Origin of the sequence: Actinopolymorpha alba DSM 45243 (genome assembly GCF_000373925.1) — a bacterium.
GTDB classification, from domain to species: Bacteria; Actinomycetota; Actinomycetes; order Propionibacteriales; family Actinopolymorphaceae; genus Actinopolymorpha; species Actinopolymorpha alba.
The window spans coordinates 1-25,110 of the sequence record NZ_KB892746.1 but is presented as its reverse complement, the minus strand read 5'-3'; the positions used below and the strand labels follow the sequence as shown (position 1 = coordinate 25,110).

Sequence of the window (25,110 nt, the reverse complement as noted above, 5' to 3'; positions counted from 1 at the left end):
AGGCCTCGTCGAACGACCCGACCAACCAGCAAGCGGCGACACTCACGCCGCATGACATTCCTCTCGGCGCGTGCGGCAATTCCCCTGGTCGTCATCTGCCAGTGTCCAGGGGCGCGGCGGGTAGTTGCACTGTGACGCGGAGCCCGCCGGCGGGGCGAGCGGTGAGGGTGAGGGTGCCGTCGTGGGCTTGGGTGATGCTCTTGACGATTGCCAGGCCGAGGCCGACACCTGTGTGGTCGGTGCGGATGCGTCCGGTGCCGCGCTGAAACGGCTCGACAAGCGTGGAAACCAAATGGGGGGTGAGCTTCTCGCCGGTGTTCTCGACAGTGAGCACCACAGTCTTGGGGTGAACGCTGGTCGTGACCCACACGGTGCCCTGTTCAGGCAGGTTGTGGACGATCGCGTTGTGCACGAGATTCGTAGTCAGCTGCAGCAGGAGCGCGTGGGAGCCGAAAGCCGGGGTGATGTCGCCGGAGGTCTCGATGGTGAGGCCGCGTTTCTCGGCGAGCGGGAGCAGCGTTTCAGTGGCTTCTTCCGCTATGAGTGACAGGTCGACGTGTTCTCGGGTGAAGGACCGTTGGTCGGCGCGGCTGAGCAGGAGCAGTGCTTCGGTGAGGTCGATCGCTCGGGTGTTGACGAAGCGGAGGCGGTCGACAAGTTCGCCGTTGTCGCGGTGCGGATCGCTGCGGGCCACGTCGAGAAGGGTCTGCGTGATCGCCAGTGGGGTACGCAGTTCGTGGGAGGCGTTGGCCGCGAACCTCTGCTGTTCGGCGACCTGTGCTTCGAGACGTGCGAGCATGGTGTCGAAGGCGTCGGCGAGTTCGCGGAACTCGTCTTCGCGGCCTTCCAACTGGATCCGGTGGGAGAGCGACCCGTTCGCGGCCAGGCGGGTGGCATTTGTGATGCGAGTCAAGGGCGCGAGCATGCTGCCGGCGAGAATCCATCCCCCCACCAGACCGAACACCAGCAGGAACGCCAGCACTATGGCTACCTTCGGGAGGAAGGCAGCCAGCAGGTCGATGCGGTCGGGTATGGACCATGGCGCAGGGGCGAGCCTCCAGGGTATGTAACGCAGCAGGAACACCCAGACGACCGCGAGCAGCAAGGCGCCCGTAAGCATGATGAACCCGGCATAGCTGAGGGTGAGTTTGAGGCGAACGCTCAGGCCGGGCTGCCTATCCATGGTCTGATTCCTCAGGTCCGGTGCCCGGTGCTGTGTCGATGCGGTAGCCGACGCCGGGCGCCGTGGCGATCAGCCAGGGTTCGCCGAGCCGCTTGCGCAGCGCCGACACCGTGATGCGCACGGCGTTGGTGAAGGGGTCGGCGTTCTCGTCCCACGCTCGCTCTAGGAGTTCTTCGGCGCTGACGACGCCGCCTTCGGCAGCGACGAGGACTTCAAGCACCGCGAACTGTTTCCGGGTGAGCGCGACGTAGCGGCCGTCCCGGTAGACCTCTCGGCGGAACGGATCCAGCCGCAGACCTGCGATCTCCCGCACAGGTGGCCTGTTGTGGGCGCGCCTGCGGTCGAGTGCTCTGAGCCTGAGCACGAGCTCTCGCAGTTCGAACGGCTTGGTGAGGTAGTCGTCGGCGCCGAGCCCGAACCCGGAGGCCTTGTCGTCGAGCCGGTCGGCAGCGGTGAGCATGAGGATCGGCATGCCGCTACCGGAAGCGACGATGCTTTCGGCGATCTCGTCGCCGGAGGGCCCGGGGATATCGCGGTCGAGGACGGCGATGTCGTAGGCGTTGATGCTCAGCATTTCCAGCGCGGTGTCACCGTCACCGGCGATGTCGGCCGCGATCGCCTCCAGCCGCAGCCCATCGCGGATGGCTTCTGCCAGATAGGGTTCGTCCTCGACGATCAACACACGCACGCCCTCGATGCTACGAGCCGGAGCATATCGTCGGCATACCGAAAACCACATACTGGCTGGCAACGCCACGCTGCCTTGACTGCAGGCATGACCGACAGCCGACCAGCACGAGCAGCGGCCCGCCGTACCCGATCGACCATCCTCGCTGCCGTTATGTTCGTCACCGCAGCGGTTGTCGGTGTCCTCCTCATTTGCCGGTCGCTGGCCTCCTCGTCCTCCTCGTCCCCCTCGACCCCCTCGACCGCATCGCCCATCGACACTCCTCACGGCGACCACCATGGTGCACTTGGCGAGGCAGATGGCGCCGTCCCTGACGGCGTGACGGTCTTCGATGACGAAATTCCGGCCGTGGCCAACCTGGATCCCGATCTCCTCGGTGCCCTCCGCCAGGCCGCAACGGGTGCCGCGGACGACGACGTCAAGTTCTACGTCAACAGCGGCTGGCGTTCCCCGGAGTACCAGAATCAGCTTCTTCGTGAGGCGGTCTCGAAGTACGGCTCGGAAGAGGAAGCTGCCCGATGGGTCGCCACAGCGGACACGTCTCCTCACGTGTCCGGAGTCGCGGTCGACATCGGGCCCTCCGACGCCACGGCGTGGCTGTCCGGACACGGCGCCGAGTACGGGCTGTGCCAGATCTACCGCAACGAGCCCTGGCACTACGAACTGCGCCCCCAGGCGATCGATCGTGGTTGCCCTCCCCTGTATGCCGACCCCACGCACGATCCGAGGATGCAGCAGTGACCGGCGCTTTCGGCCGATCCTGTCTCGACCTCGGTTCGAGCCCGTAGCTGCTGACAGAGAATGGGGGCATGACCGCTGTCGTTCGGCTCGAGACCGCTGCCGATCTCGATGTGGAGGAGCCCGGCACCTTCCACGACGTCGGCGGCGGGCAACAGGACCAGCCGGTACCGTCGGATCAAGCGCGGCCAGCACTGTGGCCAGGACCTCGACCGGTAGGCGACCCCCGCCAGGTGTCGGTGTCGGCGACGCTCTCAGCCGTTCTCGACGATGGTCGCCGGATCACGCTGCTCGACGACCGGGGCTGGGGTTCCACCGAGCATTGGGACGCGACCACGGTCGAGGAGATCGAGGACATGGCACGGACCGTGGTAGGGCCTGACGAGCCGGTCGAGGGCCAGACCTATGAGGAGGCGGCAGCCACGCATTGGGCTTACCTGGCCGCCCTCCTTCGCGGGCAGGGCGTGATCGCAGATGCGAAGGTGCTGCGGTCGCTCCCACATGATGTCGTGCTCAGCGAGCGGCTGCGTACCCGTGTCCGGAGAACGTGACCTCCGCCGCCAGCCCGGCAAGCACTGTTGGGGTGGACACATTGGACACAAATGGACGCTTTGGATACAAATCGCCGGTCCGCATGGTCGTCGCTACCCGCCAGCTCCACCTTTCGTCCTGAGCGACTTGCCGCATGCGATTGGTCAACCCGCTACGTGAGCGACAGACGCCGCCTCAGTCCATGAAGACGCTCCAGGCCACGGCGTTGAGGTTGTCGGCGAGGAAGATGTCGGTGCCACCCAGGCGCGTGTTCCAGGATGCCGGCATGAGCTCCGCGGCCCGCGCGACCACCGCGTCCATCCAGACCTTGAGCTGCGCCTGCCGGTTGTTGTCCGGCACGCCGACAGCCGCCGACGCTTCCCGCAGGTCCACGGTGCGCAGCGCCTCGGTGGCGGAAGATCGCAGATCGCGCAGGTACTCGCGGTTGGTCTGCACGTCCTCGGGCGTACCGAACATGGCCATGTGGCCGGACACCACGGTGTCGAAGTCGTACTCCAGCATCTGGTCCATGGCATCGAAGTACGCCGGCACATGAGGTGCAAACAGCAAGCGGAAGAACGGCGCGTTCTTCACCGTGAAACTGTCGATCGCGGTGAGGATCTTGCGCTCCGGGAGGTGGATGAACAGATTGCCGGCCTGATGCCAGTCGCCGGTGTAGTCGAAGACGAACCGCTCGTCGTCGATGGTCAGCGCGTTGCTGGGGCCGGCGAAGGTTTCGTTGGGCAGCGGCCGATTGGCGTCGTGCGCCTTTTCGATGAACCGGGCGGTGATCTCGTGGGCGATGATCGTCAGCCCGTCGCGGGCCAGCAGGTGCGCGGAGCCGATGTGGTCGGCGTGCGCGTGGCTGTAGATCAGGTGAGTGATCGGCTTGGAGGTGACCTCCTCGATACCCATCAGCAGTCGCTCTCCCAGATCCGGCGGGGCGTCCACAACGACGACGCCGTTCCTGGTCACCAAGAACATGGTGTTCACCATTCCGCTGGTGATGCCGTACGCACCCTCGCCCAGTTCGGTGACGCGATAACCGGACTCCGGGATCGCCGGCCCCGTGGCGAACTCGGGCACAGGCGCGAACTCCGTCATTCGGCGCTTCCCCCCCGCGGTCCGATGTCGGATCACACGCCGACCTTGACACAGCCACCATTCCCCTTCCCACACCCGAACATGTGAGAGATAACCAACGCCTGCGGCAACCGTGGTCGGCAGCAGCCGTGGTACCTCGGCGAGCGCATTCGCGATCACAGTCGACGCCCGCGAGGTCTCATGGGCCAGCTCCTCACGCTCCAACTCTGAGGCGGCCGAACTGTGGGTGTGGACCGATGAAAGCCCCCGTCGCAGCGGCTATGGACAGCAGGTGTCGAAAGCGTGAGCATCGGAAGTGACAGGCGAGGGACGAGTGGCCTTCTACAGCCACCTCGACGACAATCAGCCGTCTCGCCGCCTGGCCTCGAAGCTCGAAGTCATGCACCTCTTTGACCTGGCCAACTTCACGTTTGAGGGCTGATCGCTGCAGAACTCATGCCATGCGGTTAGCTTCACACCCACTTGACGCCCAGATTGCCCTGGCTGACGAATCGCCAGGTCGGACGCCGCGCGGCAGCGAACATTGCGTGCAGGACCGCGCTTGGGACGCATGCCGGGGCGTCGCGTTGGTCCGTAACTGGTCCGTACTTCTCCCCCCGCGCATGGCCCTGGCTGTCGCAGGCGTGTCTGGTGAGCTAGCGCAATGCATGGCAGCATGCCGAGATGCCGGGTTGTCCCTTCTGTATGCCCGAGGTGGAGCGTCGGATCGTGTTCTCCGACGATCATTGCTTCTCGATGTGGACAGAGGAGTCACCCGAGGGTTCTGCGATGGTGCTTCCGCGAGCGCACCGAGTCACGGTGTTTGACTTGACGGATCATGAGTGGGCGTCGACGCGGCGCTTGCTCGATCAAATGCGTGAACTCATCGTCAATGCCCACGCTCCTGACGGATGGAATGTCGGATGGAACGTCGCCTCGGTCGGCGGACAGTCTGTCTCCCATGCGCACTGCCATCTGGTGCCGCGCTATCGCGATGAACCGCTGGCCGGACGAGGACTTCGATCTTGGATCAAGGATCCATCTAATCGGCCACCTCATCATCCGCCGGCCAAGCAGCCATCCTGGTCGACGCCCGAGACAGCGGTGGCCAAGCGTCAAGGTCACGATGTGTAGCAGGTCGGAAAGACCCCTGCCTTGCAAAGGCATATTCGGGTCCCACGCTCAGCTGAGCGTCGATCGGCTCGCCGTGCGGAACGCGCGGTCGTGACCGCTGTTGACCGTAAAGGACCATGATCAGCCGCGTCATCTGGCGCACAAGTGGCACGGCCACTTAAATGGTGACGGTCGTTCGAGGCACCTCGGGGCATCGTCCGATCCGGGCCTGTTCAGAGCGCGGGTCAGCGCGGCTGGTGTGCGGCGGTGATCATGGCACCCTGTATCGATGGACGTACGTGAGGCCAAGGAACGCGACGTTGAGGCCATTCTCCTCCTGCGTGAGCGCGTTGCCGCCGAGGACAGGTGGATCGCTGAGACAACACCTGATGATCGCCCTGCTGGACGGCGGCTCTACGTAGACCGGATCCAGCGGCCGAGCTGCAGCGTGTTAGTGAGTGAGTCTGAGGGAGTCATTGATGGTGTCGCCGCGGTTGATCTCGTCGACGGCATAGCGGCGCTCGGAATGTTCGTCGACGCCGCATCTCGCGGCCTCGGAAAGGGGACCGCCCTCCTCACAGCAGCCATCGCCTGGGCGAGATCGCAAGGCGCCCACAAGGTTGGGCTCGATGTATGGCCTCATAACGAGCCGGCCATCAGGCTGTACAGACGGGCGGGATTCGTCACGGAGGGCCGTCGACTTCGCCACTACAGACGGCGGAACGGTGAAGTGTGGGATGTAGTTCAGATGGGCCTCATCCTCGACCACACCAGCCCTGGCTGCCGATTCGACGCTTGACTGTGCCTGAAAAGCGGAAGGTCGGCGGTTCGACCTCGCCCCTGCCCACCGCCCTGACCTTGGTCATATGGCGGAACGTGACTGACCGCCAGCGGCCGTTGATCACCCTCTTTGACCGCCCGCTTTTGCACGTGGATTGCACGAGCAGCAGGCGGTTCTGCGTCCGAGCCGGATCCAATTACCCGCAGGAACGGGCACCGTGATCGCGACCTGCTCGGCCCCTCCTCGTCCGCCTGGTGCTCATCCTCGCCGGTGTTGCAGCCCCTATGGCCACGTGGGTCTGGATGGCGGGTGGGAGAATGCTCCGCATGCCCTGGGCCGAAGACTGGGACGAGCGAGTTGCCGGGACCTCATGCAAGCTTTGCGACGAGGGTCGACCAACAGAGACGAAGCTCGGGACGCGGATCTTGTCCAGCGAGGTCGCGGACGCTTACCTGATGCGCCGCGCACTGGTACGCGGTTACGCGGTCATCATCTGGCGCGGCCGACACGTGGTTGAGCCAACTGAGCTGACGCCCAGCGAGGCCGCTCGATATGGCCAGGACGTGCTGCGCGTCGGGCAAGCCATCCAGCGGCACTTTCGTCCTCTGAAGATGAACTACATGACCATGGGCAACTGGACCCCCCACCTGCACACCCACGTGACAGCCCGCTACATCGACGACCCCGCTCCCGGCGACCCACTTCCGGCCGGCCAAAGCGTCCTCCTACCCGAGGACCAATGGCGAGAAGGCGCGGCCGAGCTCCGAACGCTCCTCAACGACGCCACTTCCCGCGCCGGGGAGCCCGATAGCGACTTCCGATGACTGCACGGCGACCAGGTGGCAGGAACCTGTCGCCCCTTCGACTCGTTAGAAGCGGGCACCATGACCATGAACTGCTCGTCCGCGCTCGGGAGGTCCTCGGGCTGGTGTGCTGATCGTCGCTCGTCGGCGATGGCCCTGAGGTCACGCTGGAGTCATGTACTGAGCGCGCGGGTCATGACGAACATCATCGACCCGTCGTTCTCCCCACGCCCTGCGACCTTCTGAGCTACGACCGATAGGACGAACCGGATGCCCCAGCAGCCTCGCGCGGCGTTCCACCCGGCGTCAGTTGCCTGCTCGATCCAGGCGGCAACCAGCCAGCTGATGGAAACAGCAGAGTCTCTCAACGAGAGAGAGGTTCAGGCACCGTCGCTCCTACCCGGTTGGACCCGGGCGCACGTGCTGACCCATGTGGCCCGCAACGCTGACGGCGGACGACGACTGCTGGTGTGGGCACGGACCGGCGTGGAGACATCGGAGTACCCCAGCATGCAAGCACGGGCGGCAGAGATCGAAGCAGGCGCAGTCCGTTCCTTGGCCGAGCTTGTGGCAGATGTGCGTGACTCCGCCGACAAGTTCGCCGAGGAGTACGCGAGGATGTCTCCGCAGGCGTGGCAGTCGACGGTCCGCTGGACCGGCGGCCACCTTGGGCCAGCTCTCCAAGGGGCAGAAGGTCGGCTGTTCGAGGTATTGATCCACCACGTGGACCTCGATGCCGGCTACCGCCCTACGGACTGGCCTCACGCCTTCACCACACAGGCGCTCGCCGACATCTCCGCCTACATGTCAACCCGCGCAGACGCGCCAGCGGTCCGCCTGCACGCGGAAGACACCCAAGCCTCATACTCCATTGGCGACGGCCAAGCCGGCATCCCAATTCACGGGACCCAAGCGGCGTTGCTGGCCTGGCTGCTAGGACGCTCAGCAGGTGACGACCTGGTTGCTCCGACAAAGTGCTCCATACCGAAGATGCCCAACCTCTGAGCCCAGAGCATCCGGCGCAAATGCGACCAGCTTGGAAGGCTGGCGGGCCTTGCATCTGTCGTAGCCGGCCGGACGAGGACCAGATCCGCCGGCATGCGTCGTGTGACTCCCCGGCACACCGCCACTACCCCATGGCCACGGCTTGCCCCACGGTCCGAGTTCGGTTCCCTCGATGAGGCCGCGCTGTCGATGGCGGTGCGACCCGCTTCGACTGTTGCGCCGTCGGTGTGACAGCGGCCTGCGCGGCCTCGACCCACGGGCAACGGAGGCACCTCGGTGAGCGACCCGCCGACTGGGCGGCTCGACAGCGCAGCTACGTCCACGAGTGGAACGCGGTACGCCACAGTTGACAGCATCGACACTGTCGCCCGATGAAGGTGCAGCACATCGTCGCCACAGCGGACTGACGAACGGCAGTGGCGACCAGGACACCGTGGTCCAGGTCGCCACCGTCGTCACACCGGCCGCTCTTGCGTCAAACCGAGTCGAACCAGCCCAGCGAGTCGATCTGGAAGTGCGCACCCCAGTTCGGGTAGTCCCCGCCGACGGCGTGCATCGTTACCTCGATGTGGTCGACCTTCGACCGGCCCGCCCAGCCGGAGACGTCCAGGCTGACGAGGTTCCACTGGTCGGCCTTATACGGCTGGGTGATCGTCTGCACCGACGTGCCCGACCGGAGCGTGAACGTCACCTCGTACCCGGTGGAGTTCGGCGCGCCACCGTACGAGTTCACGTACACGACGACCCGCTTCGCGGCGGAGAGGTCGAGTGGCGTGGCCGGGTCGACGTACATCGTCTTCGGCTCCAGGGACGACGTCACCGGGGACGCGCCGTCGAGCATGTACGGACCCGCCTGCGGGACACCGGGTCCGTTCGCCGTGCTCGACGCCGCCGACACCGACGCCATCCCGGGCCCGGCCTGCCAGCCCTGCACCGTGCCGTCGTCGAAGTCGAACAACGGCTTGGCCACCGGGACCGGCTTCGGCGGTACGGTCACCGCGACCCGGTAGTCGAAGCCGGCCAGCCGGAAGCACAGGCTCGGGTGGTACGGGTCCGCCGGCGCCGACGACGCCACAGTCACGTCGAAGTCCCTGCCGGCGCCCGGCGCGATGCCCGCGGTGCCGAACTCGGAGGGATCCAGGTTCACCCCATCGCAGGGCCGCACAGCGAGCGACTCACTAACCGGCCGGAGGTCGTCGTTGCGGACGGTGACGTGCACCGGCTTGTCCACGCCGATCCCCTGCGGCGCCTCCGCCGCGATCGACACGTTGCCGGTACGGCCCGCTCCGGCCAGCACACCGGCCAGCTGGACGTCGTCCAGGTCGAAGTGGCCGCTCCAGGCCGCCTGGGTGCTGCCGCGGACCCAGACCTTGATCCGGCCGATCCGACCGCTCCAGCCGGACAGGTCGATGCTGGCCTGCTGCCAGTCCCCGCCGTCGCCGAGTCTCGTCGCGCCCTGGACGACCGTCCCGTCGGTGCCGTACACCTTGATCTTCACGAACCGGGTACCGACGGCCGGGTCGGCCGGGATCCGGATCCGCAGGCTCAGGCCGTTCGCCCCGCGGGCATCCACCGGGGTCGGCAGCACGACGTCGGTGCCACGCCACAGCTGGGCGAGCTGTGCCGCGTAGCCCGGCTCCCAGGTGAAATCGGTGCGCAGCACGCCGTCCGCCGCGGTGACCCGCTCCGCCGCGTCGGAGACCCGCCAACCCTGGGTGCCGTCGGCGAAGTCCATCAGCGTGGTGGTCTGGCGCGGCATGGCGGTCCGGCTCGCCCCGACAGTCTCCGGGTTGGCCCGTACCGCGACCTTGCCCGGGTCCCACCCGGTCACCAGCTCGGACCAATCGTGGATTCCGATCACCCCTAGCGCGAACTGTGTCGCCTGCAACGAGCGGCTGGTGTCGATGTCGCGGAAGACGTCGTGGACCAGCTTCGGCGTCTTCGGCGCGGCCGGGGCGTCGACTGTGTCGTCCCACCACCACAGCCCGAGCCGCAGCCCACCCTCGTACCGGTGGTCGACGTGCCGGTGCAGGATGAACGCGTCGATCCCCGGCAGGAAGGCGACCTTGTAGTACCCGAGCGCGTAGCAGGCGGCCTGGTTGCGTTCCGACTCCGCCGTCGTGTTCGGCGTGTTGCAGCCCTGCTCGGACAGGATGATCCGCCGCTGCTGCCCGGCATACGTCAGCTCCGGGCGCGCCAGGTACTGCGGCAGCACCTCGATGTTGCGCAAGGTGATCTTCGGTGTGGTGTCCGGGTCGCTGGTGGTGTTGCCGTCCCGCCAGAAGCGTGGATCGACGAGGTTGTCCGGGTACGGGTGGTAGGCCACGTTCCACGGGTAGTCACCGTGCGCCTTGGTGAGCGCGTTGAGCCGGTCCACGACGTCCTTGCCCGGGTAGAAGCGCCCCGGAATCGGCACCAGCGCCTTCGTCCACGCATGCGTAAGCGAGACGTAGGTCCGCGCCTCACGGTACGCCGCCCGGGTGGCGAGGAAGGTGATCCGCAGTGCCCGCTCGTAGTACTGCAGGAACTCGTCGATCGGCTTCTCGCCCATGTTCTGCCAGTCCCAGGGCGCGTCGATCTCGTTGCCGACGATGAACCCGGTCGCGCGGCCGAACCGTTGGTCCGAGCGGGTGTAGCGCTGGGCGAGGAACTCGACCGCGGCGGTGTAGTACGCGATGCCCTCGGCGGTCTTGGTGTTGAAGGCGAACACCGGCCCGCCGCGCAGGTCGGCGTCCGGGTGCTTCAACACCTGCCAGCTCGAGTTCGGACGGTCGTCGCGGTAGAGCAGCAGGATCAGGTTGACCACCGTCCGGTTGTCCGACAGCGGTTTGATCTGCCGGTCGAGCCCGCCGACCGCCGAGGCGTCGAAGTAGAACGTCCGGCCCTGCGAGACGAACGGGATCGACTTCCCGGCGCCGGCGTCCGTCATCTGCATCACGGAGTTGAACGGGACGTTGATCGCGGCATGACCGACCCCGAGGTCCTCGGCGTCGGCGGTCAGCTGGACCTGCAGACCCTTCTTCGTTGGGCTGGTCGGGTACGGGTAGTCGTTCGCTGAGGTGGTCTGCAGGTCGTCGACCTGCCGATCGGTCCCGACCTCCGCCCCGCCGGCGACCGCGACGTACTTGCCGTAGTAGAGCCGCCCGGTGTCGCCCACCCGCGAGATGGTGGCGGTAAAAGCTCCGTCGGCGTCGGACCGTGTGGTCGCGACCGGGGTGGTTCCGGCCCAGGCCGAGTCGTCCTGCTCCGGGCCAAGGGCGTACACGGACACGTCGGCGCCCGGCCCGGTAGCGCCCCGGACCTCGATCGCCTGGTCGGTGGCACGGACGGACGTGATGCCGTCCGGGGTGGCGGCGGACGCCGCGGTGGTCGACGTCACGAGACACCCAGCCGCCAGCGCGGTGACGACCGCTCCGGCCAGAAGTCTCCTGAGTGACCCGATGGATCTGTTCATCGCAACTCCCTCGAACCCCGTGAGTGACCGGATCGATGCCCTACTTGGTCTTCGCCCAGCTCTCGGTCCACCCTGCGTCCTTGCCTGCCTCCTTCACCGCCGTGGTCCAGTTCTCGAGCTTCTGCAGCGTCTCGGTCTCCTCCTTGGTCCCGTGCAGGTTCGCCGTCGAGCATCTGGTCCGCGAACTGCTGGAACGCGGTGATCAGCCCGGTCCAGCGGCGGTTCGGCTACTGGCCCGACCCGCTCCCCCAGAACCGCCCGCCACCTGCGCCAGCCTGACGGTTAGGCCGCCCCCTGGCCGCGACGTAACTGCATCCTGCGTCGGTCTCACGCTGCCCCGTACACCTCCAGCTCGTAGAGCGAGTACCCGTACTGGGTGCCACGTTCGACTCCCTGGATCCGGAGGAACCGGACCCGCTGCACCGAGTCGAACCGCACCTCGTCGACGCCACCGTCGCCGTCCATGACGGCAGCCACCTCCGTCCACGACGTCGCGTCGGTCGAGACCTGCACCCGGTATGCCGCGCCGTACGCCGCCTCCCAGCGCAGCACGGCTCGCGCCAAGCGCGCGGCCTGCGGCAGCTCGACCTGGAGCCACTCGCCGTCGGTGCTGGCCGACGACCACCGGGTCGCCAGATCTGCGTCGATCGCGTGGGCGGCCACGAACTGCGGGAGCCCGAGCTCGACGCTCGACGCCGTCGCGGCGCCACCCGGCGCGAGGTTGGTATCCCCTGATCGCGGCACCACTTGTACCTCGGTCGTCCGGGTGACCCGGTGGCCGTCCGCGGTAGTGACGGTGGCACGTAGCTCGTAGCGTCCGGCGGGAACACCGGCGGGCGCCGTCACCTGTACCTGGGTCAGGACATCGCGTCCGCGCGGGACGCTGACCGGCCTGGACGCCGTATCGACCTGCCAGCCGTCCGGCACGGCGATGTCCAGCCTTCCCTCGATCGTCGCCAAGCTCGTCGAGGTGAGCCGCACTTCCGCCGGGAAGCTGCTGCCGATCTCGACGGTGCCGTCGGCCGGACCGGTCAGCGTCGTCTCCACAGTCACGTCGGCGTAGAACGGAATCACCTCGACGACAGACGGCGCCGCCGTACCGGTAGCCCAGACCAGCCGGATAGCGTCGGCGGCGGTCCCTCCGACGGCGACCTGACCGTACCCGGAACCTACCGGCCCGACGGTCCGCCAGGAGCCACCGCTGCGCACCTGGACCTCGGCGGCGGCCGGGGCCTGCGGATCCTGCAGGACCGCCACGCCCTCGAGAGGTCCCGGCCGCGCCAGCTCGACCGTCAGCGCCTCACCCGGGCGGGGCTCACGCGCCGCGTCGTAGCTCGTCGCCAGGCACCCGTCGACGGCCCGGCCGAGCGCGGAGCCAAGTGTCGCCGGCGGCCCGCCGGTTACCACGCCCCTGGGTTCCGGGCGGTCGACGACGATCCGCAGCGCCTCGACCCGCACCTGGCCTGCGTTGTCCGGAAGGTCGAGGCGAAGCTGGGTGAGCGGACTCGGCCCGGTGCCGAGCTCGACGCGATAGCTGGCCGGAGCGCCCGCCCGGACCTCGAACGCCGTCATCTTGTCCTCGGCGAACCCGGGTCGCGCCTGCGTCGCCCAGTAGATCTGCCCACGCCCGCCGGACTCCACCTGCAGCGTGACCTCGACGGCGAGCCCGCCCTGGCAGGCGGGCGCCACGTCGAGCGGCCGGTCCTGGACGAGGTATGGGTCGTCGCCCGTGACCTGGGTGGTCAGCGCCCCATTCTGCGCCGAGACGGGCCCCACGCTGTTGCCCGCGACCCAGCCCTCGGTGTCACCATCACGGTCGAAGTCCCACACCTGAACGGGCTCCGGCTGCCCGCCCGGGCTGTCACGCAGGCCGAGCCAGCGGTCGTCGGCCCGCAGCGCCCGCGCCACGAACTCGTCGAGGATGCTCCGGCCGGGCCTGCCGATCTCGGTCCACACCGACGCGATCTCCGGTGACATCGCGGCGGCGGCCGCCCGCCCGGACTGCGTCACCGCACGACTCTGCCAGACGGCGTCGCCATCGCCGTTCTCCTGCGCGACCAGCATCCTGGTCGCGGAGTTCGCAGCCTTGGCGAGGACAGCGAGCTTGTCTACATGCTTACCGATGTCCTCGAGCAGGGACTCGTCAGCGACGCCGGTACGGAGCGCGGTGGGCAGCTGCTCGAGCTCGTCGAGCCGCGCCCGCAGGGCGGCAGCCGCGGCGCTCGTCGGACGCCCCGACTCGTATGCCTGCCAGAACGTGGCCAATGCGGCGGTGAGGCCCGGCGACTCGTCGCGGTGGAGGTACCACGACTGCGAGTTCTCGGCGAACGTCCGCAGCGCGTCGTACCCGCGGCCGCCGATCTCCCGCAACGCCGCATCCCACGAGGCGTCGGGGTCGTACGCCGGGGGGTTCCAGGTGTAGTCGGCGACGGTGAACAGGGGGATCTCCGACGCGGCGGCCTGGTTCATCGGGTTGGAGACGTACCCCGCCATGCCAGCCGCGGCGAGATCGGCGCCGCGCCCTCGCAACGGCCCGAGGAACAAGCGGTTCGCCGCGAAGTCGTTGACCGGGTAGTTGTCCCACATCAGCACCTCATGGCCGAAGGCCGAACCGGCCCGGCGCACGTCGTCCCCGCTGGTCGGGCCGAACGGGCTGGTGCCGGTCCACATCACCAGGACGTCGGGGTGCACCAGTCCGGCGAACCTGCGGGTGTACGGCGTTGGGCTCGTCGGCTGGCCGTACTCGGTCGGCACCGTCATCAGTCGTGCAGCGCCGGCACGTGGTTCGAGGAACTCCGTCCGGAACCGGTTCAGCAGGTGGGCCTGGGCTGCCGCCGCCGGACTCTCGTCCGCACCGAAGCGCTCCCGGTCGGCCGCACAGCGCAGCCCTGGGTCGATGTCATCCAGCAGCAGCGCGAACGAGCGTACGCCGATGTCCCACATCTGCGTCGCCTTGGCCGTGAGTGCCGCAAAGTCCTCGTCACCGGAGTAGCAGACGGTGTTGCCCGGCGAGAGGGCGAAGGTGAACCGGACGTGGTTGTCGACGGCCCGCTGGACGAGCTCGGCCAGCTGGGCCAGCTTGTCCGCGGGGTACGGCTCCCGCCACCGGTCCCGGTGGTACGGGTCGTCCTTGGGTGCATAGACATAGGTGTTCAGCTTGTGAGCGCCCAGGAAACCGACCTGCCGAAGCCGGTCGGCGTGGGTCCACGGCGTGCCGTAGAAGCCCTCGATGGTGCCTCGCAGGGGCATCGAGGGGTAGTCGCTGATCGACGCGCCGGCCAGCCGGTACCCGTCGTTCAACGGGATGAACAACTGCCGCAGGCTCTGGACCGCATAGAACTGCCCAGCGGCGTCCGCGCCCCCGAGGGCCACCGTCCCGAGCGGTCCGACAGAGGCGTCCGCGCGAAGGCCGTACGCCTCCGGGCGGTCCGGCGCCACGGTCTCGGCCAGGGCCGCCCGGACGTCGGGGCGGGTGCTCGGACCCAGGTGGATGGTCAGGGGCGCGGTGCCGCTGGCTCGAGTCCGCTCATCCACCCGACCCACTCCGTGCGCGGTGAGAGTGGCGCGCAGTGCCCTTCGTGCCGCAGGGTCGGTCGAGCTGTCGACCACCACCTCCACCCGACCGGGCACCGTGAGGTCACCACCGGCACGGGCCATCGACTGCGGCGTCGGCGTGACGGTGGGCATCGGTGCTGGTGCTGGCGCCGCCTGCGCGACCGGCTGTCCGAGCAGCCCCGCGAGAGCGAGCGCGCCAGCAGTGGACGCGGCGATGAGACTCCTGCAAGGGTGCGACATGGCTCCTCCGTGTGGTCTAGACCACTCGATGATCACCGTGGAGACACCGGACAAACGTGTCGAGGGGCGTCTCGCGGGCGAGGGCGACGTTTACCCGTGCTGCATCATGTGGCGGTGCCCACCAACGAGTCGAAACTCTCATTGCGCGACCTGGTCCTGGCCCTGCCGCCCGGTGCCCGGCTCGCCGCGGAGCGGACGCTCGCCTCGGAGTGGGGGTGGCACGGATGACGGCCGTGCCGGTCGGCACCGGTGGCTGGATGAAGAGACCGGCCGGCGCGTCGAAGGTCTAGCCGACGGCTGATGCGTCCGATCTTTGTGTGGCTTGCCCCTGCGTGGCTGTACCGCTGGAGAGTTCTGCCGGGGCGGGTGTGGCGAAGTATCCGTTCGTGGCCGTGGCGAACGCGCCGATCCCTGACCAGCGAAGGAGCGCGCGTCGGCCCGGTCGAGGAGCTTCAGGATGAGGTTCGAAGGGAGCGGGCATGGTTGAGCACCTCCGGGGGTTCGTCCCGTTGTGCTGGGCCTTCCGGTGCTACCGGAACACGGATTGTGGCGAGCCTTCACCCGGCCATCTGTATCGATTCAAGCCGGGTACTGCGGAACTGTTCAGCAGGAACCGTTCGCTGTCAATATCCCCGCATATCCGTGAACTCCATCGACCGACGCACGTCAAGAACCCGGGCGCGCGCTCCCTCCGCAGCGTACAAAACTGACGGCGAGCACGCGGCCCGCCACCCACGCGGACGGCCGGTCACCCCGGAGCCCAACTCCAGTTGCATAACACCGCCGCCGACGGCAAGCGGCTGATCGCATTCATCACCGACATTGCACAGCGCCGGGAACGGCGGCGTCGCGATGCCCGCGCGGGCGAACCCGGCGGCAAGAACCGCTCCTCGAACGACGCGTTGTGCGCGACGATCACGGCACCGTCGAGCCGGGCCAGGACGTCACCAGCAACATCGGCGAACGCAGGTGCGTCGCGGACGGCATCGTTGCTGATGCCGTGCACGAAGACCGGGCCGGTGTCACGGCCCTTCGGGTTCAACAGCGTCGCGTACTCATCCAGGACGCGACCCGACGCGTCGACCCGGACAAGGGCGACTTCGATGATCGGGTCTCCTGGCCGGGGAGAAGCCGGTCGTCTCCACGTCGATCACCGCGTACACACCGTCGTGCCGATACCCGCGCTTGCCGGCGGAATTCCCGTACACGAACAGCAAACCCCGCGCACCCGGCTTCGCAAACGCTCCAGTCCTGCTGCCACGAGCGGGCGGACTCGCCTCCGCAGGCGGAACAGGTCGTGGCGTCACCTGTACCGCGGGCCGCTCGACCTCCACGCCATCTTCCGCAGACGGCAGCTCGGGCCTGGCCGTCCCGGCGCGCCTCCGCCACAGCCACCAACCGAAGGCCAGCAACACCAGCAGGCCAACTACGAATTCCACGAGGCCCCCAGACATATATCTACGCCAAACCGTCGTCAGCCTTACGCGAGCGGGAACCTACCTCTCCGCTCTGAAACGAACAGCCTCGATCGATGTCTCGCCAGCCCTGCCTGGGTTCCGACACCTGTCCGCCTCCCTGTGCTGCTGCTGATGACGGCGGGTATCGCGCTGCGAGCAGTACTGCTCGAAGCGGCGGTCACCACATCCCCTCACACATTGACGATGGGCGGGATCGTCGAGCTTCGGAGGGCGGGCGCGGCCGGCGGAGCAATGCCAGTGCGGAGACCGGGAAGATCAGAGTGGAGAGCACGCCGGCGCAGACGAGTGCGGCCGCATTGACTGAGGACAGCAGGCCGAGCGAGACCCCGATCTGGGTCGCGGTGACGATCAGTGGTAGCGACGTGGCCAGCAACAGTGCCGCCGCTTTCCATCTCGGAGACCCAACGGCCCTGCGCAATAGGAGGGTCGGCACGCCATGGATGACTAGCAGCGCGACCAGGAACGCGGGCACCCGCAGCAGCACGGACGGGCTGACGAAGAGTCCGCGTAGGTCCAGCTGTAGCCCGCTGGTGATGAAGAAGACCGGGACGAGAAACCCGTAGCCGATGGCGTCGAGTTTCACCCGGAACCTCGGGTGCGTTGTGGTATCGCGGTCGACGGCACTAACAATCGCGCCGGCCAGGAACGCGCCCAGAATCGTCTCCAGACCGAACCGTTCGGCTAGCGCCACGAAGCCGATCAGCAACGCAACTGCTGCCCGTACCCGCAGTTCAGCGGTGGTGTCCTGCAGACGGCGGAACACGCGGATGAGTCGCCTGGAACGTTCTGCCATCGCGGTGACGACGCCGATGAGGGCCACTAGAGCGGCGAAAACGATCAGTGAGATAACCCGCCCGCCGACGGACGCTCCCGACCCGGAGAAGAGAAGTGACAGCAGCATGACAGCCCCGAATTCGGCCGCCGAAGCCGCGGCGATCACAGCCAGGCCGGTGCTGCTGTCTGCCTCGCCTGCGTCGAGTAGGACCGGCACGACCAGCCCCAGCGAGCTCGCGGACAGTGTCACGGCCAGCAGCAGCGGGCTGCGCGTCCAGTCCAGGGAGGCAAACGCCAGCCCGAAAAGTGCGGCGAGGACCAAGGCAAGCCCGTATCCGGCGAGCGCCAGAAGCGGTACATGCCCGCGTAGCCGCCGAACGTCGATCTCCAGGCCGGACAGGAACAGCAGGAATGCCAGCCCGAGCAGCGAAAGGATGCGTACCGGAGTGTCTACGCTGACCAGGCCTAGCCCAGACGGGCCGACAACGATGCCCACGGCGATCGACACTACGACCGACGGGATGCGTAGACGGGGGAAGAAGCCCAGTAGGAGCGGCGCACACAGGGCGATCAGCGAAACGAAGAACAGGTTTGTAAACGATACGTCGGGCACACCCGAACCTCCTCAAAAGGTCGGACGGCCGCAGTCATCTCCGTGGCAACCATCCAGCCGTCGGTACGACTAGATGTTCCCTGTCAGTACGTTGGTGACGCTGCGCGAGGCGTGAGGCTGGGTTGGTCGCCGAGGGCGGTGTGGGCTCGATGGTGTTGGTGGATGTTCCGAACCTGGACGGCTCCGGCTCGTCGGGTTTCACCGTTCACTGGAGGCGTGACGCGATACGTCGAACGTCGGGAAGAAACTAGCTTCACCCCATTGGCAGGCGGCGCAGCAACGAAAGCCAAGAACCACCAAGCAGGGGCGCCAATTAGAGCGTACGTAATCCCGGCTAGGCGTCGAACATCGCGAAGAGGGTGTTGAGGCCTTCCGCCAGGAGTGGGTGGGTGAAGATCGCGTCCGCCACTGGCGATGAGCGGCGCTCGTGCGAGCGTTGGTGCGAGCTGGGACTCATCGGGTCGGACGTCCTTGCCCGACACGATCTAGACATCGGGTGCTCCATGGCGCCTAGTGAGCGCGTGACAGGTGCTCGGGCGGGACTGATTCGGTGAGCCAGACCCCGTTGTGGCTGCGGTAGAACACGGCCCCGCCGCGGTGCATCGCTGCCGCATCGACCCGTAGGACGACCGGCGTCCCGCGGCGGGCGCCGACCAGCCGGGCTACTTCGGGTGTCTCGCTCAGGTGCACGTGGTGGCGCCGGCCCCGCCGCAGGCCCTCGTGGAGAATCGCTGCCAGCGCGCGCGAATGTGTCCCATGCCAGAGCACCCGGGGCGGCTGCGCTGGGTCCAGCGCCAGGTCGACGGGGATGCTGTGGCCTTGGTTGGCCCGGATTCGACCGCTGTCGATGGCGAACCGCTGCTTGTCCGAGGTAGCGGCCACCAGCTCGATGTCGACGACCCAGACCCGGCCGCCGTCGCTGGACAAGGCCTTCGCCAACGCCGCGACCTCTACCCAGCCCGACGCGTCCAGAGTGAGCCCCACGCTGCCCGGATCATGCCGCAGCACGAAACTCATGCGCCTCGACAGTCGCGTCAGCTGGCCCGGTGTCAGACGGCTGCCATCTTCCGGTGCCTCGCTCGACGGGCCGGCTACGGCCTTGCCCAAAGCTCCGGAGAGGGGCTGGTTCGGATAAGGATCGTCCATCACACCAGTCTCCGATACTGACCGCGGCCAATGAATGCGTCGAGCCGCTAGCCGGTCTCTCGACCTGGCAGGGGCGCGCCAGCCAGAAAGCTCTCGTACGCCGCGCGCGCGTCGTCGTCGACGAGTGGTTGTTGATGGGAATAGCGGCCATCGGTACGGTCGCGCTTCGGGCCTGACATCCAGAACTCTTCTCCGGTGTCGACGTCGTAGAAGTTCGAGTCGAAGTTGGCCCTTGGCGTCCCCGTGACTCGGCGCAGCGTTCTCCCATGAACGTAGGCCGTCCGCCAGGTACGCGTGAACCGCACACGAGCGATCCACCCAGGCCCACGATCGGTGTTGTGTCCGGTCTTGAGCTGGAGGTACATGATCCGCTCGGGCACTCCCAGAGGGTAGGTCCGTACGGAGGCCTGTAGCCACTGGTTTGTCGATTGGCCGCAGAAGCGGACGCACGTCAGGCGCCGGTGATGCCGAACTTCTCCAAGACAAAGCGCCAGAACAGTGGCACGGCGTCAGAGGTGGGACGCGTGATCACGTCAGGGTGCCCCGACACGGTGCGGTGGGCGATTTGAACCTGCCCAGGCACCGGAGTCGAGACCACCAGCACTTCGATCGGAGGAGCGCCCGTCGGGGCTGATGCGACCAGAAGGTCGTGCATCGACCTTGTCCCGCGAAGCAGCTGATTACCCGCTTCCGACGCTTCAACGCAGCGCATGGATTGGCCGCACGCCCGACCGACTTACCCATGGAGCGGCATGGACGTCAGCGACGGCCGCCGATCTCGTGGTGCCAGTAGGCCGCGTCGTGACTTCCCACTCGAACGACCCCGTCCGGTTCGATCGGTGCTGGCCAGAGTTCGAGCAGGTAGGAGTCCACGACGCCTTCTGGTGGGACGCTCACTGTCGGCCTTCGGTCCGACGGGCACCTCGATCTCACCGGCCCCGCGGAGTTGACCGCTCGAGGCGAATTCGGCTCTTTCGAAAAGTGATTTACCCGATGTCGTGCCTCCCCGCCGAACGGAACGCTGACCACATGCCCTCGAGGTTTTGCGTTCCCTTGCTGCTCAGATGGACTAAAGCTGCGCCACGATCTCGCGAGCGATCTCCTCGGCGATCTCCTCCCCACCGTCCGCAGGATCGCGCCTGTAGGAGATGTCCACGAGCACGTTGTCGACGCGGACGAGGACAAAGACATCGCCGAGGGACTCGATAGCAAGCATTGACGCCTCGTCGCCAATGCCCTGCAATTCCTTCGCGGGTTTCCAGTTAGGGTTCGCGAGGAGTCCGTCGAAGTCCTTCTGTGCCCGCTTGGCGCCCGAGTCGAACCACGACTTCTCGAAACGTCTCGCACTCAGTAGGAGGGACGCGTACGGATTCGAGCCAGACCCGGACGCATCGTTGGACAACTGGCACCCACGCTCGTTCTCCCCGGTGCCATCCGACTCGGGTTGGAGCTGGGCGTCCGGTACCCACCTCTCCAGTCGATCAGAGGTGGCGACGATCTGGCACACGTCCGGCGTCGAGGTGAACCGGCCGTCGGTCACGCCGAACACGAGGTACCCGACTACGGCGATGGCTACGGCTGCGGCGGCGACGAGCAGTGTCGACGCACCGGAACGCGGAGGCGTCTCCCCAGGCCCAGCAGGCCGGCGAGCCGTTGGCTCGGGCGGATCGGCCGTGTGCGGTGATGAGGTGTAGGGCTTGGTCGGCGCGGGTGGTTCGAGTGTCGGTTGGTTCGGTACGGTCGCTGCGTTCGGGTCGGTCGCTGCGTTCGGGTCGGTCGAGGCGCGTTTCAGTGCGTCGCGTAGTTTCGCTGGGTTCCAGCGGCCTGCCGGGTCGCGGGCAAGGGTGCCCAGTAGCGCGGGGGTGAGTGGTCCGGCTAGGTGTGGGGGTTGCGGGTCTCTGGTCAGGACCGCGCCGATGAGTGCGGCTGGCTCGTCACCGGGGAAGGCGTGCCGGCCTTCGACCGCGTGGTAGAGGGTGGCTGCGAGCGACCAGAGGTCGGATTCTGGGCCGGGTTTGGATCCCGCGAGCCGTTCGGGGGCCATGTAGCCGGGTGATCCGATCAGGCGGCCTGTACGTGTCAACGCGGTCGCGCCGGCGACGGCGGCGATACCGAAGTCGGTGAGTACGACCCGGCCGTCATCGGCGAGCAGGACGTTGCGAGGTGTGACGTCGCGGTGGAGAATCCCTTGTGTGTGGGCGCAGTCGAGGGCATCGAGCAGGGTGAGGCCGATTCGTGCGACCCGGTCGATGGGGAGTGGTCCGTCGGCGCGGACGGCTTGATCGAGTGACCTTCCCTGGATCAGCTGCATGATGATCCATGGCCGTTCGTCTGCTTCGACGACGTCGTGGATGGCGACGATTCCCGGGTGTTGGAGTCCTGCCGCGGTACGGGCCTCCCGCAGGGCACGTTCGTTCAGGATGTGGCGTTCATCGTCGTCCAGTCCGTCGGGCGGGTGGAGCTCTTTTACCGCTACTTCGCGGTGCAGGCTCTCGTCGTAGGCACGCCAGACCACACCCATTCCACCCCGGCCAACGGGCTTGATCAAGCGATACCGACCAGCAAGGCGAAGGCTTTCGGACACACACGGAAGATACCGGGCACTTTGTCCTGGTTACACCTGCGGTTGGAGACCAATGCGTGCCATGGGCGCGGCCTAGTACTCCAGCCGTAGATCGTGATCTTGTGGGTGGCGCCCCGGAGGGGTAGATGGGACCACCGTTGATCATCTCGACGAGATCGGCCGGACTGTCAGGGAGGCCGTTCTTTCTCCGCCTACTTGAGTTCGCCGAGACGGAGGGCGTCCCTGATGTCGCTGAGCTTCGCAGCCGTAGCTGGGGTCCACTCCTTCTCCTGTTCACTGAGACGGAGCGCATCCTCAATCGCACTGAGCTTCGCGGAGGACAGGACGCCCGCCTGCCCGATCAGGTCGTCCCGGGACAGTGTGGTCAGCCAGGTGCAAGGGGTGAAGCCCGGATGCGAGAAGCCGAACCGCAGCACGCCTTCGAAGGGCAGTCCTTCCGTAGCTCCTACTGCCACTTCGACTCCCAGACCGCTGATGTCGACGTCAGCCGGAGCGACGACCTGCATCGCCCGGAACCCGCGCGCCTCGTCTCCCGACAGGAGTACGACCGGCCGCCGCTCGTCGAACTCGACCCACCAGACTTCGCCGCGTTGCACATGTCCTCCTGGCCCGGGACTGCGGGCGAACCCCGCACGCTCGCGACCGAAGCACGGAAGTAGTGCAGCCCCGTCTCCGGACGCCTTGACTGTTTGAAGGACTCTAATCTGCGTCGCCAGGTCGGCCGCCACTACTCTGGCCAACGATCCTGATCTTTGGTGGGGGCTGCTGTGGGAACGCGTGCGGCCACCGCTGATCATCGGTGTGTGAAGACAGATGATCATGCGGTGGCCGCAGGTCACAACGTAGACCCTGCCGGTTGGCAGGAAGTGTTCGAGGGCCTGATGGGTCGGATCGCGAGCCGGTTCGCGCGGGTCGAACCTCGGCGTCGGGTGCGGCAGTTGATACTCGGGCTCCTGGCGGACCTGCCGCGCAAGAACTGCTGGACGATCGCAGAGCATGTCGGGGACGCCACGCCGGACGGGTTGCAGCACCTGCTGGGGCGGGCGAAGTGGGACGCCGACCTGGTCCGTGACGACCTGCGCGGCTTCGTGCTGGAGCACCTGGCGGACGACCAGGCGGTGCTGGTGGTCGACGAGACCGGCGACCTGAAGAAGGGCACCCACACTGTGGGAGTGCAAGCCAGTACACCGGCACCGCGGGCAGGATCGAAAACGCGCAAGTCGCGGTGTACCTCACCTACACCTCCCGGCACGGGCACGCCGCCATCGACCGCGCTCTGTACCTGCCCAAGTCCTGGACCAGTGACCCGGACCGCTGCGAGCAGGCCGCCGTCCCGGATACGGTCGGCTTCGCGACCAAGCCACCCCTGTCAGCAGATGATCGAACGCGCCCTGGACGCCGGAGTGTCAGCTGCGTGGGCGGCTGGCGACGAGGTCTACGGCGATAACCCGAACCTGCGCACCGCCCTGGAGGCAAGACAGTTGGGCTACGTGCTCGCGGTCTCCTGCACCTACCGCGTCCCCACCCCGGCCGGCCCTCAGCGTGCCGACCACTTGGCCAAGCGCATCCCGCGCCGGGCCTGGCAGAAACTGTCCGCCGGACGCGGCGCGAAGGGGCACCGCTGGTACGACTGGGCGCTGGTCGCCATCACCACGGGCGAACCGACGGGCCATCGACACCTTATGATCCGCCGCAAACGCAGCACCGGCGAACTGGCCTACTACCGCTGCTACTCGCCCCGTCCGGTGCCGCTGTCCACGCTGGTCAAGGTCGCGGGAAGCCGCTGGACGGTGGAGGAGACGTTCCAGAGCTCGAAGGGACTGGCGGGGCTGGACGAGCACCAAGTGCGCCGCTGGGACTCCTGGCACCGGTGGGTCACCCTGGCCCTGCTCGCCCACGCCTTCCTCGCCGTCACCACCGCCCTCGAACGCCGCAACCAGGCCCAGTCCGACGACGGGACCAGCCCCGACGGACTGGTCCCGCTCACCTGCAACGAGATCCAGCGCCTGTTCACTACCCTGATCGCCCAACCCGCCCGCGACCTGGCCCAACGACTTCGCTGGTCCACCTGGCGCCGACGCCACCAAGCTCGCGCCCGCCACAGCCACTACCGCCGCCAAGCCGCCCAGCCATGAAGATCACGATCTACGGCTGGAGTACTAGGGATGTTGGACCGTGCCGTCGGGGAGACGCGTACGTGTCCAGGCGTCGTTGATCAGCGGCGCGACGGGCAGGAACCGGGCGGCCAGATCCTCGTCGAGATCGACGCCGAGCCCGGGCGCGTCACTCGGCCACAGATGACCGTCACGCACCTGCGGGCACCCGGGAAAGACCTCGGCAGCCGCGTCGTTGAACACGTGCTGTTCCTGGATCCCGAAGTTCGGAGCGGCGAGATCCAGAGCGAGGTTCGCCGCGTGCCCGATCGGCGAGACGTCCCCAGGGCCGTGCCATGGACCCCAAGCTGCTGGAGATCTTGCCGGCGACGACCACGTCCGATCGGTTGGCTCTGGTTGGCATGCACGACTGGACCGACCCACTCTGCCGGCGATCGCCGACGAGTGGGGTCTGACCCTCTTCGGGCCCGACGAGCTGCGATCCAGCATCGCTGCGTTGCTTGACTGGATTGGTGCCACCGGCGCACTGAGGTGTCCAGGAAACGCCGGGCACCTCATGGCTCGGAGTGGGGGCCACAGCCACTCATGTATGGCATCTGATGGACTTCGTTGACGCGGCTCCCGCGCCAGAGCTGACCCCGTCCCTCGTTGAGCAGCTGATGGAGATCATCGAACTCCAGGCTGGCCAAGCCTCCGAGCCCTACGACCACTGGTCCTACGCCTGGCGGCTCGCCACCGGTCAGGAATCCGGTCAAGACTTAGCTCCGAGTTTGTCGACGGCTGTCGCCGGGCTTTCGGGGTATTCCTCGGTGGTGTCGGCCTTGGTCGAGCGCCTGCGGCTCGTGTGTGCCGACGTCCCACCACCACGAGAGGCACCTGACATGGTCCATACCGATCTCAACCCCAGCAATGTCCTGGTCCGTGACGGAGCGGTGGTGGCGGTCGTGGATATCGGGAATGCAGGTAGCGGCACGCGGGCGACCGATCTCATCAACCTCGTGTGGCAAACCTTCCAGGATCCGCTGGACGGTGTCCGAAGGCGGCTGTGGACGAGAATCCTCGACCTCGTCGGCTGGGAGGGGGCGGCGGTGCTCGCAGCGACACAGATCCTCGTGAGCCTCGAGGTCCCCATCCGTCACGGGCGCCACGATGTCGTTCCAGGGGTGGTCAAGCGCGGCCATCGCGCCCTCGACGAGCTGAACGCGCTTCGCTAACTGTCGCCGGTGG

General features: G+C 67.2%; 22 protein-coding genes. 8 read left to right on the top strand and 14 right to left on the bottom strand.

Annotation, left to right across the window (positions count from 1 at the left end):
* Positions 1–91: 91 nt before the first annotated feature.
* Positions 92–1,183, bottom strand: a complete 1,092-nt coding sequence (locus tag B141_RS0111540) for a sensor histidine kinase (protein WP_020575318.1) — start codon at positions 1,181–1,183, stop codon at positions 92–94.
* Positions 1,176–1,871 carry a response regulator transcription factor gene (locus B141_RS0111535; RefSeq protein ID WP_026257130.1) on the bottom strand — a complete coding sequence of 232 codons (696 nt, stop codon included), beginning with the start codon at positions 1,869–1,871 and terminating at the stop codon, positions 1,176–1,178. The genes B141_RS0111540 and B141_RS0111535 overlap by 8 nt, the downstream gene beginning before the upstream one ends.
* Positions 1,872–1,958: 87 nt before the next feature.
* On the opposite strand from B141_RS0111535, the gene B141_RS0111530 reads away from it, so the two are divergent.
* Entirely contained in the window at positions 1,959–2,612 is a 654-nt protein-coding gene (locus B141_RS0111530; RefSeq protein ID WP_169512924.1) for a M15 family metallopeptidase, read from the top strand.
* Positions 2,613–2,680: 68 nt separating this feature from the next.
* A complete protein-coding gene (locus tag B141_RS0111525; protein WP_020575315.1) occupies positions 2,681–3,160 on the top strand; it encodes a hypothetical protein in 480 nt (159 codons plus the stop codon).
* A 175-nt stretch (positions 3,161–3,335) separates the two neighbouring features.
* Here B141_RS0111525 and B141_RS40150 read toward each other — a convergent pair whose 3' ends face one another.
* The gene (locus B141_RS40150) at positions 3,336–4,244 is read right to left on the bottom strand and encodes an MBL fold metallo-hydrolase (protein ID WP_020575314.1); all 909 of its coding nucleotides are present in this window, start codon (positions 4,242–4,244) and stop codon (positions 3,336–3,338) included.
* Positions 4,245–4,928: 684 nt separating this feature from the next.
* On the opposite strand from B141_RS40150, the gene B141_RS47340 reads away from it, so the two are divergent.
* From B141_RS47340 to B141_RS40135, 4 genes are all read left to right on the top strand, one after another.
* Positions 4,929–5,357 carry an HIT family protein gene (locus B141_RS47340; protein ID WP_202805740.1) on the top strand — a complete coding sequence of 143 codons (429 nt, stop codon included), beginning with the start codon at positions 4,929–4,931 and terminating at the stop codon, positions 5,355–5,357.
* Between the two features lie 268 nt (positions 5,358–5,625).
* The gene (locus B141_RS45510) at positions 5,626–6,135 is read left to right on the top strand and encodes a GNAT family N-acetyltransferase (RefSeq protein ID WP_020575312.1); all 510 of its coding nucleotides are present in this window, start codon (positions 5,626–5,628) and stop codon (positions 6,133–6,135) included.
* A 308-nt stretch (positions 6,136–6,443) separates the two neighbouring features.
* A complete protein-coding gene (locus B141_RS40140; RefSeq protein WP_084678262.1) occupies positions 6,444–6,941 on the top strand; it encodes an HIT family protein in 498 nt (165 codons plus the stop codon).
* 249 nt (positions 6,942–7,190) lie between these two features.
* Positions 7,191–7,925, top strand: a complete 735-nt coding sequence (locus B141_RS40135) for a maleylpyruvate isomerase family mycothiol-dependent enzyme (RefSeq protein ID WP_020575310.1) — start codon at positions 7,191–7,193, stop codon at positions 7,923–7,925.
* Between the two features lie 475 nt (positions 7,926–8,400).
* On the opposite strand, the gene B141_RS45505 is transcribed toward B141_RS40135, so the two are convergent.
* The 10 genes from B141_RS45505 to B141_RS0111440 form a co-directional block, all read right to left on the bottom strand.
* Positions 8,401–11,379 (bottom strand): DUF5722 domain-containing protein, encoded by a 2,979-nt coding sequence (locus B141_RS45505; RefSeq protein ID WP_020575309.1) that lies wholly within the window; start codon positions 11,377–11,379, stop codon positions 8,401–8,403.
* Between the two features lie 327 nt (positions 11,380–11,706).
* On the bottom strand, positions 11,707–15,174 hold the full coding sequence (locus B141_RS45500; protein ID WP_020575308.1) for a beta-N-acetylglucosaminidase domain-containing protein: 3,468 nt from the start codon (positions 15,172–15,174) through the stop codon (positions 11,707–11,709).
* A gap of 748 nt (positions 15,175–15,922) precedes the next feature.
* Entirely contained in the window at positions 15,923–16,282 is a 360-nt protein-coding gene (locus B141_RS50655; RefSeq protein WP_202805748.1) for a 3'-5' exonuclease, read from the bottom strand.
* A 527-nt stretch (positions 16,283–16,809) separates the two neighbouring features.
* Positions 16,810–18,039: a cation:proton antiporter gene (locus tag B141_RS0111475; RefSeq protein WP_020575306.1), complete on the bottom strand. Its 1,230-nt coding sequence runs from the start codon at positions 18,037–18,039 to the stop codon at positions 16,810–16,812.
* Between the two features lie 334 nt (positions 18,040–18,373).
* Positions 18,374–18,496: a hypothetical protein gene (locus B141_RS52240; RefSeq protein WP_020575305.1), complete on the bottom strand. Its 123-nt coding sequence runs from the start codon at positions 18,494–18,496 to the stop codon at positions 18,374–18,376.
* Between the two features lie 53 nt (positions 18,497–18,549).
* Positions 18,550–19,185 (bottom strand): RNA 2'-phosphotransferase, encoded by a 636-nt coding sequence (locus B141_RS0111465; RefSeq protein ID WP_084678238.1) that lies wholly within the window; start codon positions 19,183–19,185, stop codon positions 18,550–18,552.
* Positions 19,186–19,232: 47 nt separating this feature from the next.
* Positions 19,233–19,565, bottom strand: coding sequence for a hypothetical protein (locus B141_RS0111460; RefSeq protein WP_020575303.1), 333 nt, complete (start codon positions 19,563–19,565; stop codon positions 19,233–19,235).
* Between the two features lie 379 nt (positions 19,566–19,944).
* The gene (locus tag B141_RS49195; RefSeq protein ID WP_157180952.1) at positions 19,945–20,082 is read right to left on the bottom strand and encodes a hypothetical protein; all 138 of its coding nucleotides are present in this window, start codon (positions 20,080–20,082) and stop codon (positions 19,945–19,947) included.
* A 172-nt stretch (positions 20,083–20,254) separates the two neighbouring features.
* A complete protein-coding gene (locus tag B141_RS45490; protein WP_157180951.1) occupies positions 20,255–21,769 on the bottom strand; it encodes a serine/threonine-protein kinase in 1,515 nt (504 codons plus the stop codon).
* Positions 21,770–21,960: 191 nt separating this feature from the next.
* Positions 21,961–22,365 carry a type II toxin-antitoxin system PemK/MazF family toxin gene (locus B141_RS0111440; RefSeq protein ID WP_020575300.1) on the bottom strand — a complete coding sequence of 135 codons (405 nt, stop codon included), beginning with the start codon at positions 22,363–22,365 and terminating at the stop codon, positions 21,961–21,963.
* A gap of 207 nt (positions 22,366–22,572) precedes the next feature.
* On the opposite strand from B141_RS0111440, the gene B141_RS40110 reads away from it, so the two are divergent.
* A complete protein-coding gene (locus tag B141_RS40110) occupies positions 22,573–23,904 on the top strand; it encodes an IS701 family transposase (RefSeq protein WP_420313588.1) in 1,332 nt (443 codons plus the stop codon).
* A gap of 24 nt (positions 23,905–23,928) precedes the next feature.
* On the opposite strand, the gene B141_RS0111430 is transcribed toward B141_RS40110, so the two are convergent.
* Complete coding sequence (locus tag B141_RS0111430) at positions 23,929–24,372, bottom strand: enolase C-terminal domain-like protein (protein WP_237742678.1); 444 nt, start codon at positions 24,370–24,372, stop codon at positions 23,929–23,931.
* Between the two features lie 110 nt (positions 24,373–24,482).
* Between B141_RS0111430 and B141_RS40105 the strand changes: the two genes are divergently transcribed.
* Positions 24,483–25,097, top strand: a complete 615-nt coding sequence (locus B141_RS40105) for a phosphotransferase (protein ID WP_020575297.1) — start codon at positions 24,483–24,485, stop codon at positions 25,095–25,097.
* Positions 25,098–25,110 lie beyond the last annotated feature (13 nt).

Bases quoted from the DNA above. Each gene is read 5' to 3' on its own strand.
- B141_RS0111540 (WP_020575318.1), bottom strand. From the start codon at position 1,183: ATGGATAGGCAGCCCGGCCTGAGCGTTCGCCTCAAACTCACCCTCAGC.
- B141_RS0111530 (WP_169512924.1), top strand. From the start codon at position 1,959: ATGACCGACAGCCGACCAGCACGAGCAGCGGCCCGCCGTACCCGATCG.
- B141_RS0111525 (WP_020575315.1), top strand. From the start codon at position 2,681: ATGACCGCTGTCGTTCGGCTCGAGACCGCTGCCGATCTCGATGTGGAG.
- B141_RS40150 (WP_020575314.1), bottom strand. From the start codon at position 4,244: ATGACGGAGTTCGCGCCTGTGCCCGAGTTCGCCACGGGGCCGGCGATC.
- B141_RS47340 (WP_202805740.1), top strand. From the start codon at position 4,929: ATGCCCGAGGTGGAGCGTCGGATCGTGTTCTCCGACGATCATTGCTTC.
- B141_RS45510 (WP_020575312.1), top strand. From the start codon at position 5,626: ATGGACGTACGTGAGGCCAAGGAACGCGACGTTGAGGCCATTCTCCTC.
- B141_RS40140 (WP_084678262.1), top strand. From the start codon at position 6,444: ATGCCCTGGGCCGAAGACTGGGACGAGCGAGTTGCCGGGACCTCATGC.
- B141_RS40135 (WP_020575310.1), top strand. From the start codon at position 7,191: ATGCCCCAGCAGCCTCGCGCGGCGTTCCACCCGGCGTCAGTTGCCTGC.
- B141_RS45505 (WP_020575309.1), bottom strand. From the start codon at position 11,379: ATGAACAGATCCATCGGGTCACTCAGGAGACTTCTGGCCGGAGCGGTC.
- B141_RS45500 (WP_020575308.1), bottom strand. From the start codon at position 15,174: ATGTCGCACCCTTGCAGGAGTCTCATCGCCGCGTCCACTGCTGGCGCG.
- B141_RS52240 (WP_020575305.1), bottom strand. From the start codon at position 18,496: ATGAGTCCCAGCTCGCACCAACGCTCGCACGAGCGCCGCTCATCGCCA.
- B141_RS0111465 (WP_084678238.1), bottom strand. From the start codon at position 19,185: ATGGACGATCCTTATCCGAACCAGCCCCTCTCCGGAGCTTTGGGCAAG.
- B141_RS0111430 (WP_237742678.1), bottom strand. From the start codon at position 24,372: ATGCTGGATCGCAGCTCGTCGGGCCCGAAGAGGGTCAGACCCCACTCG.
- B141_RS40105 (WP_020575297.1), top strand. From the start codon at position 24,483: ATGGACTTCGTTGACGCGGCTCCCGCGCCAGAGCTGACCCCGTCCCTC.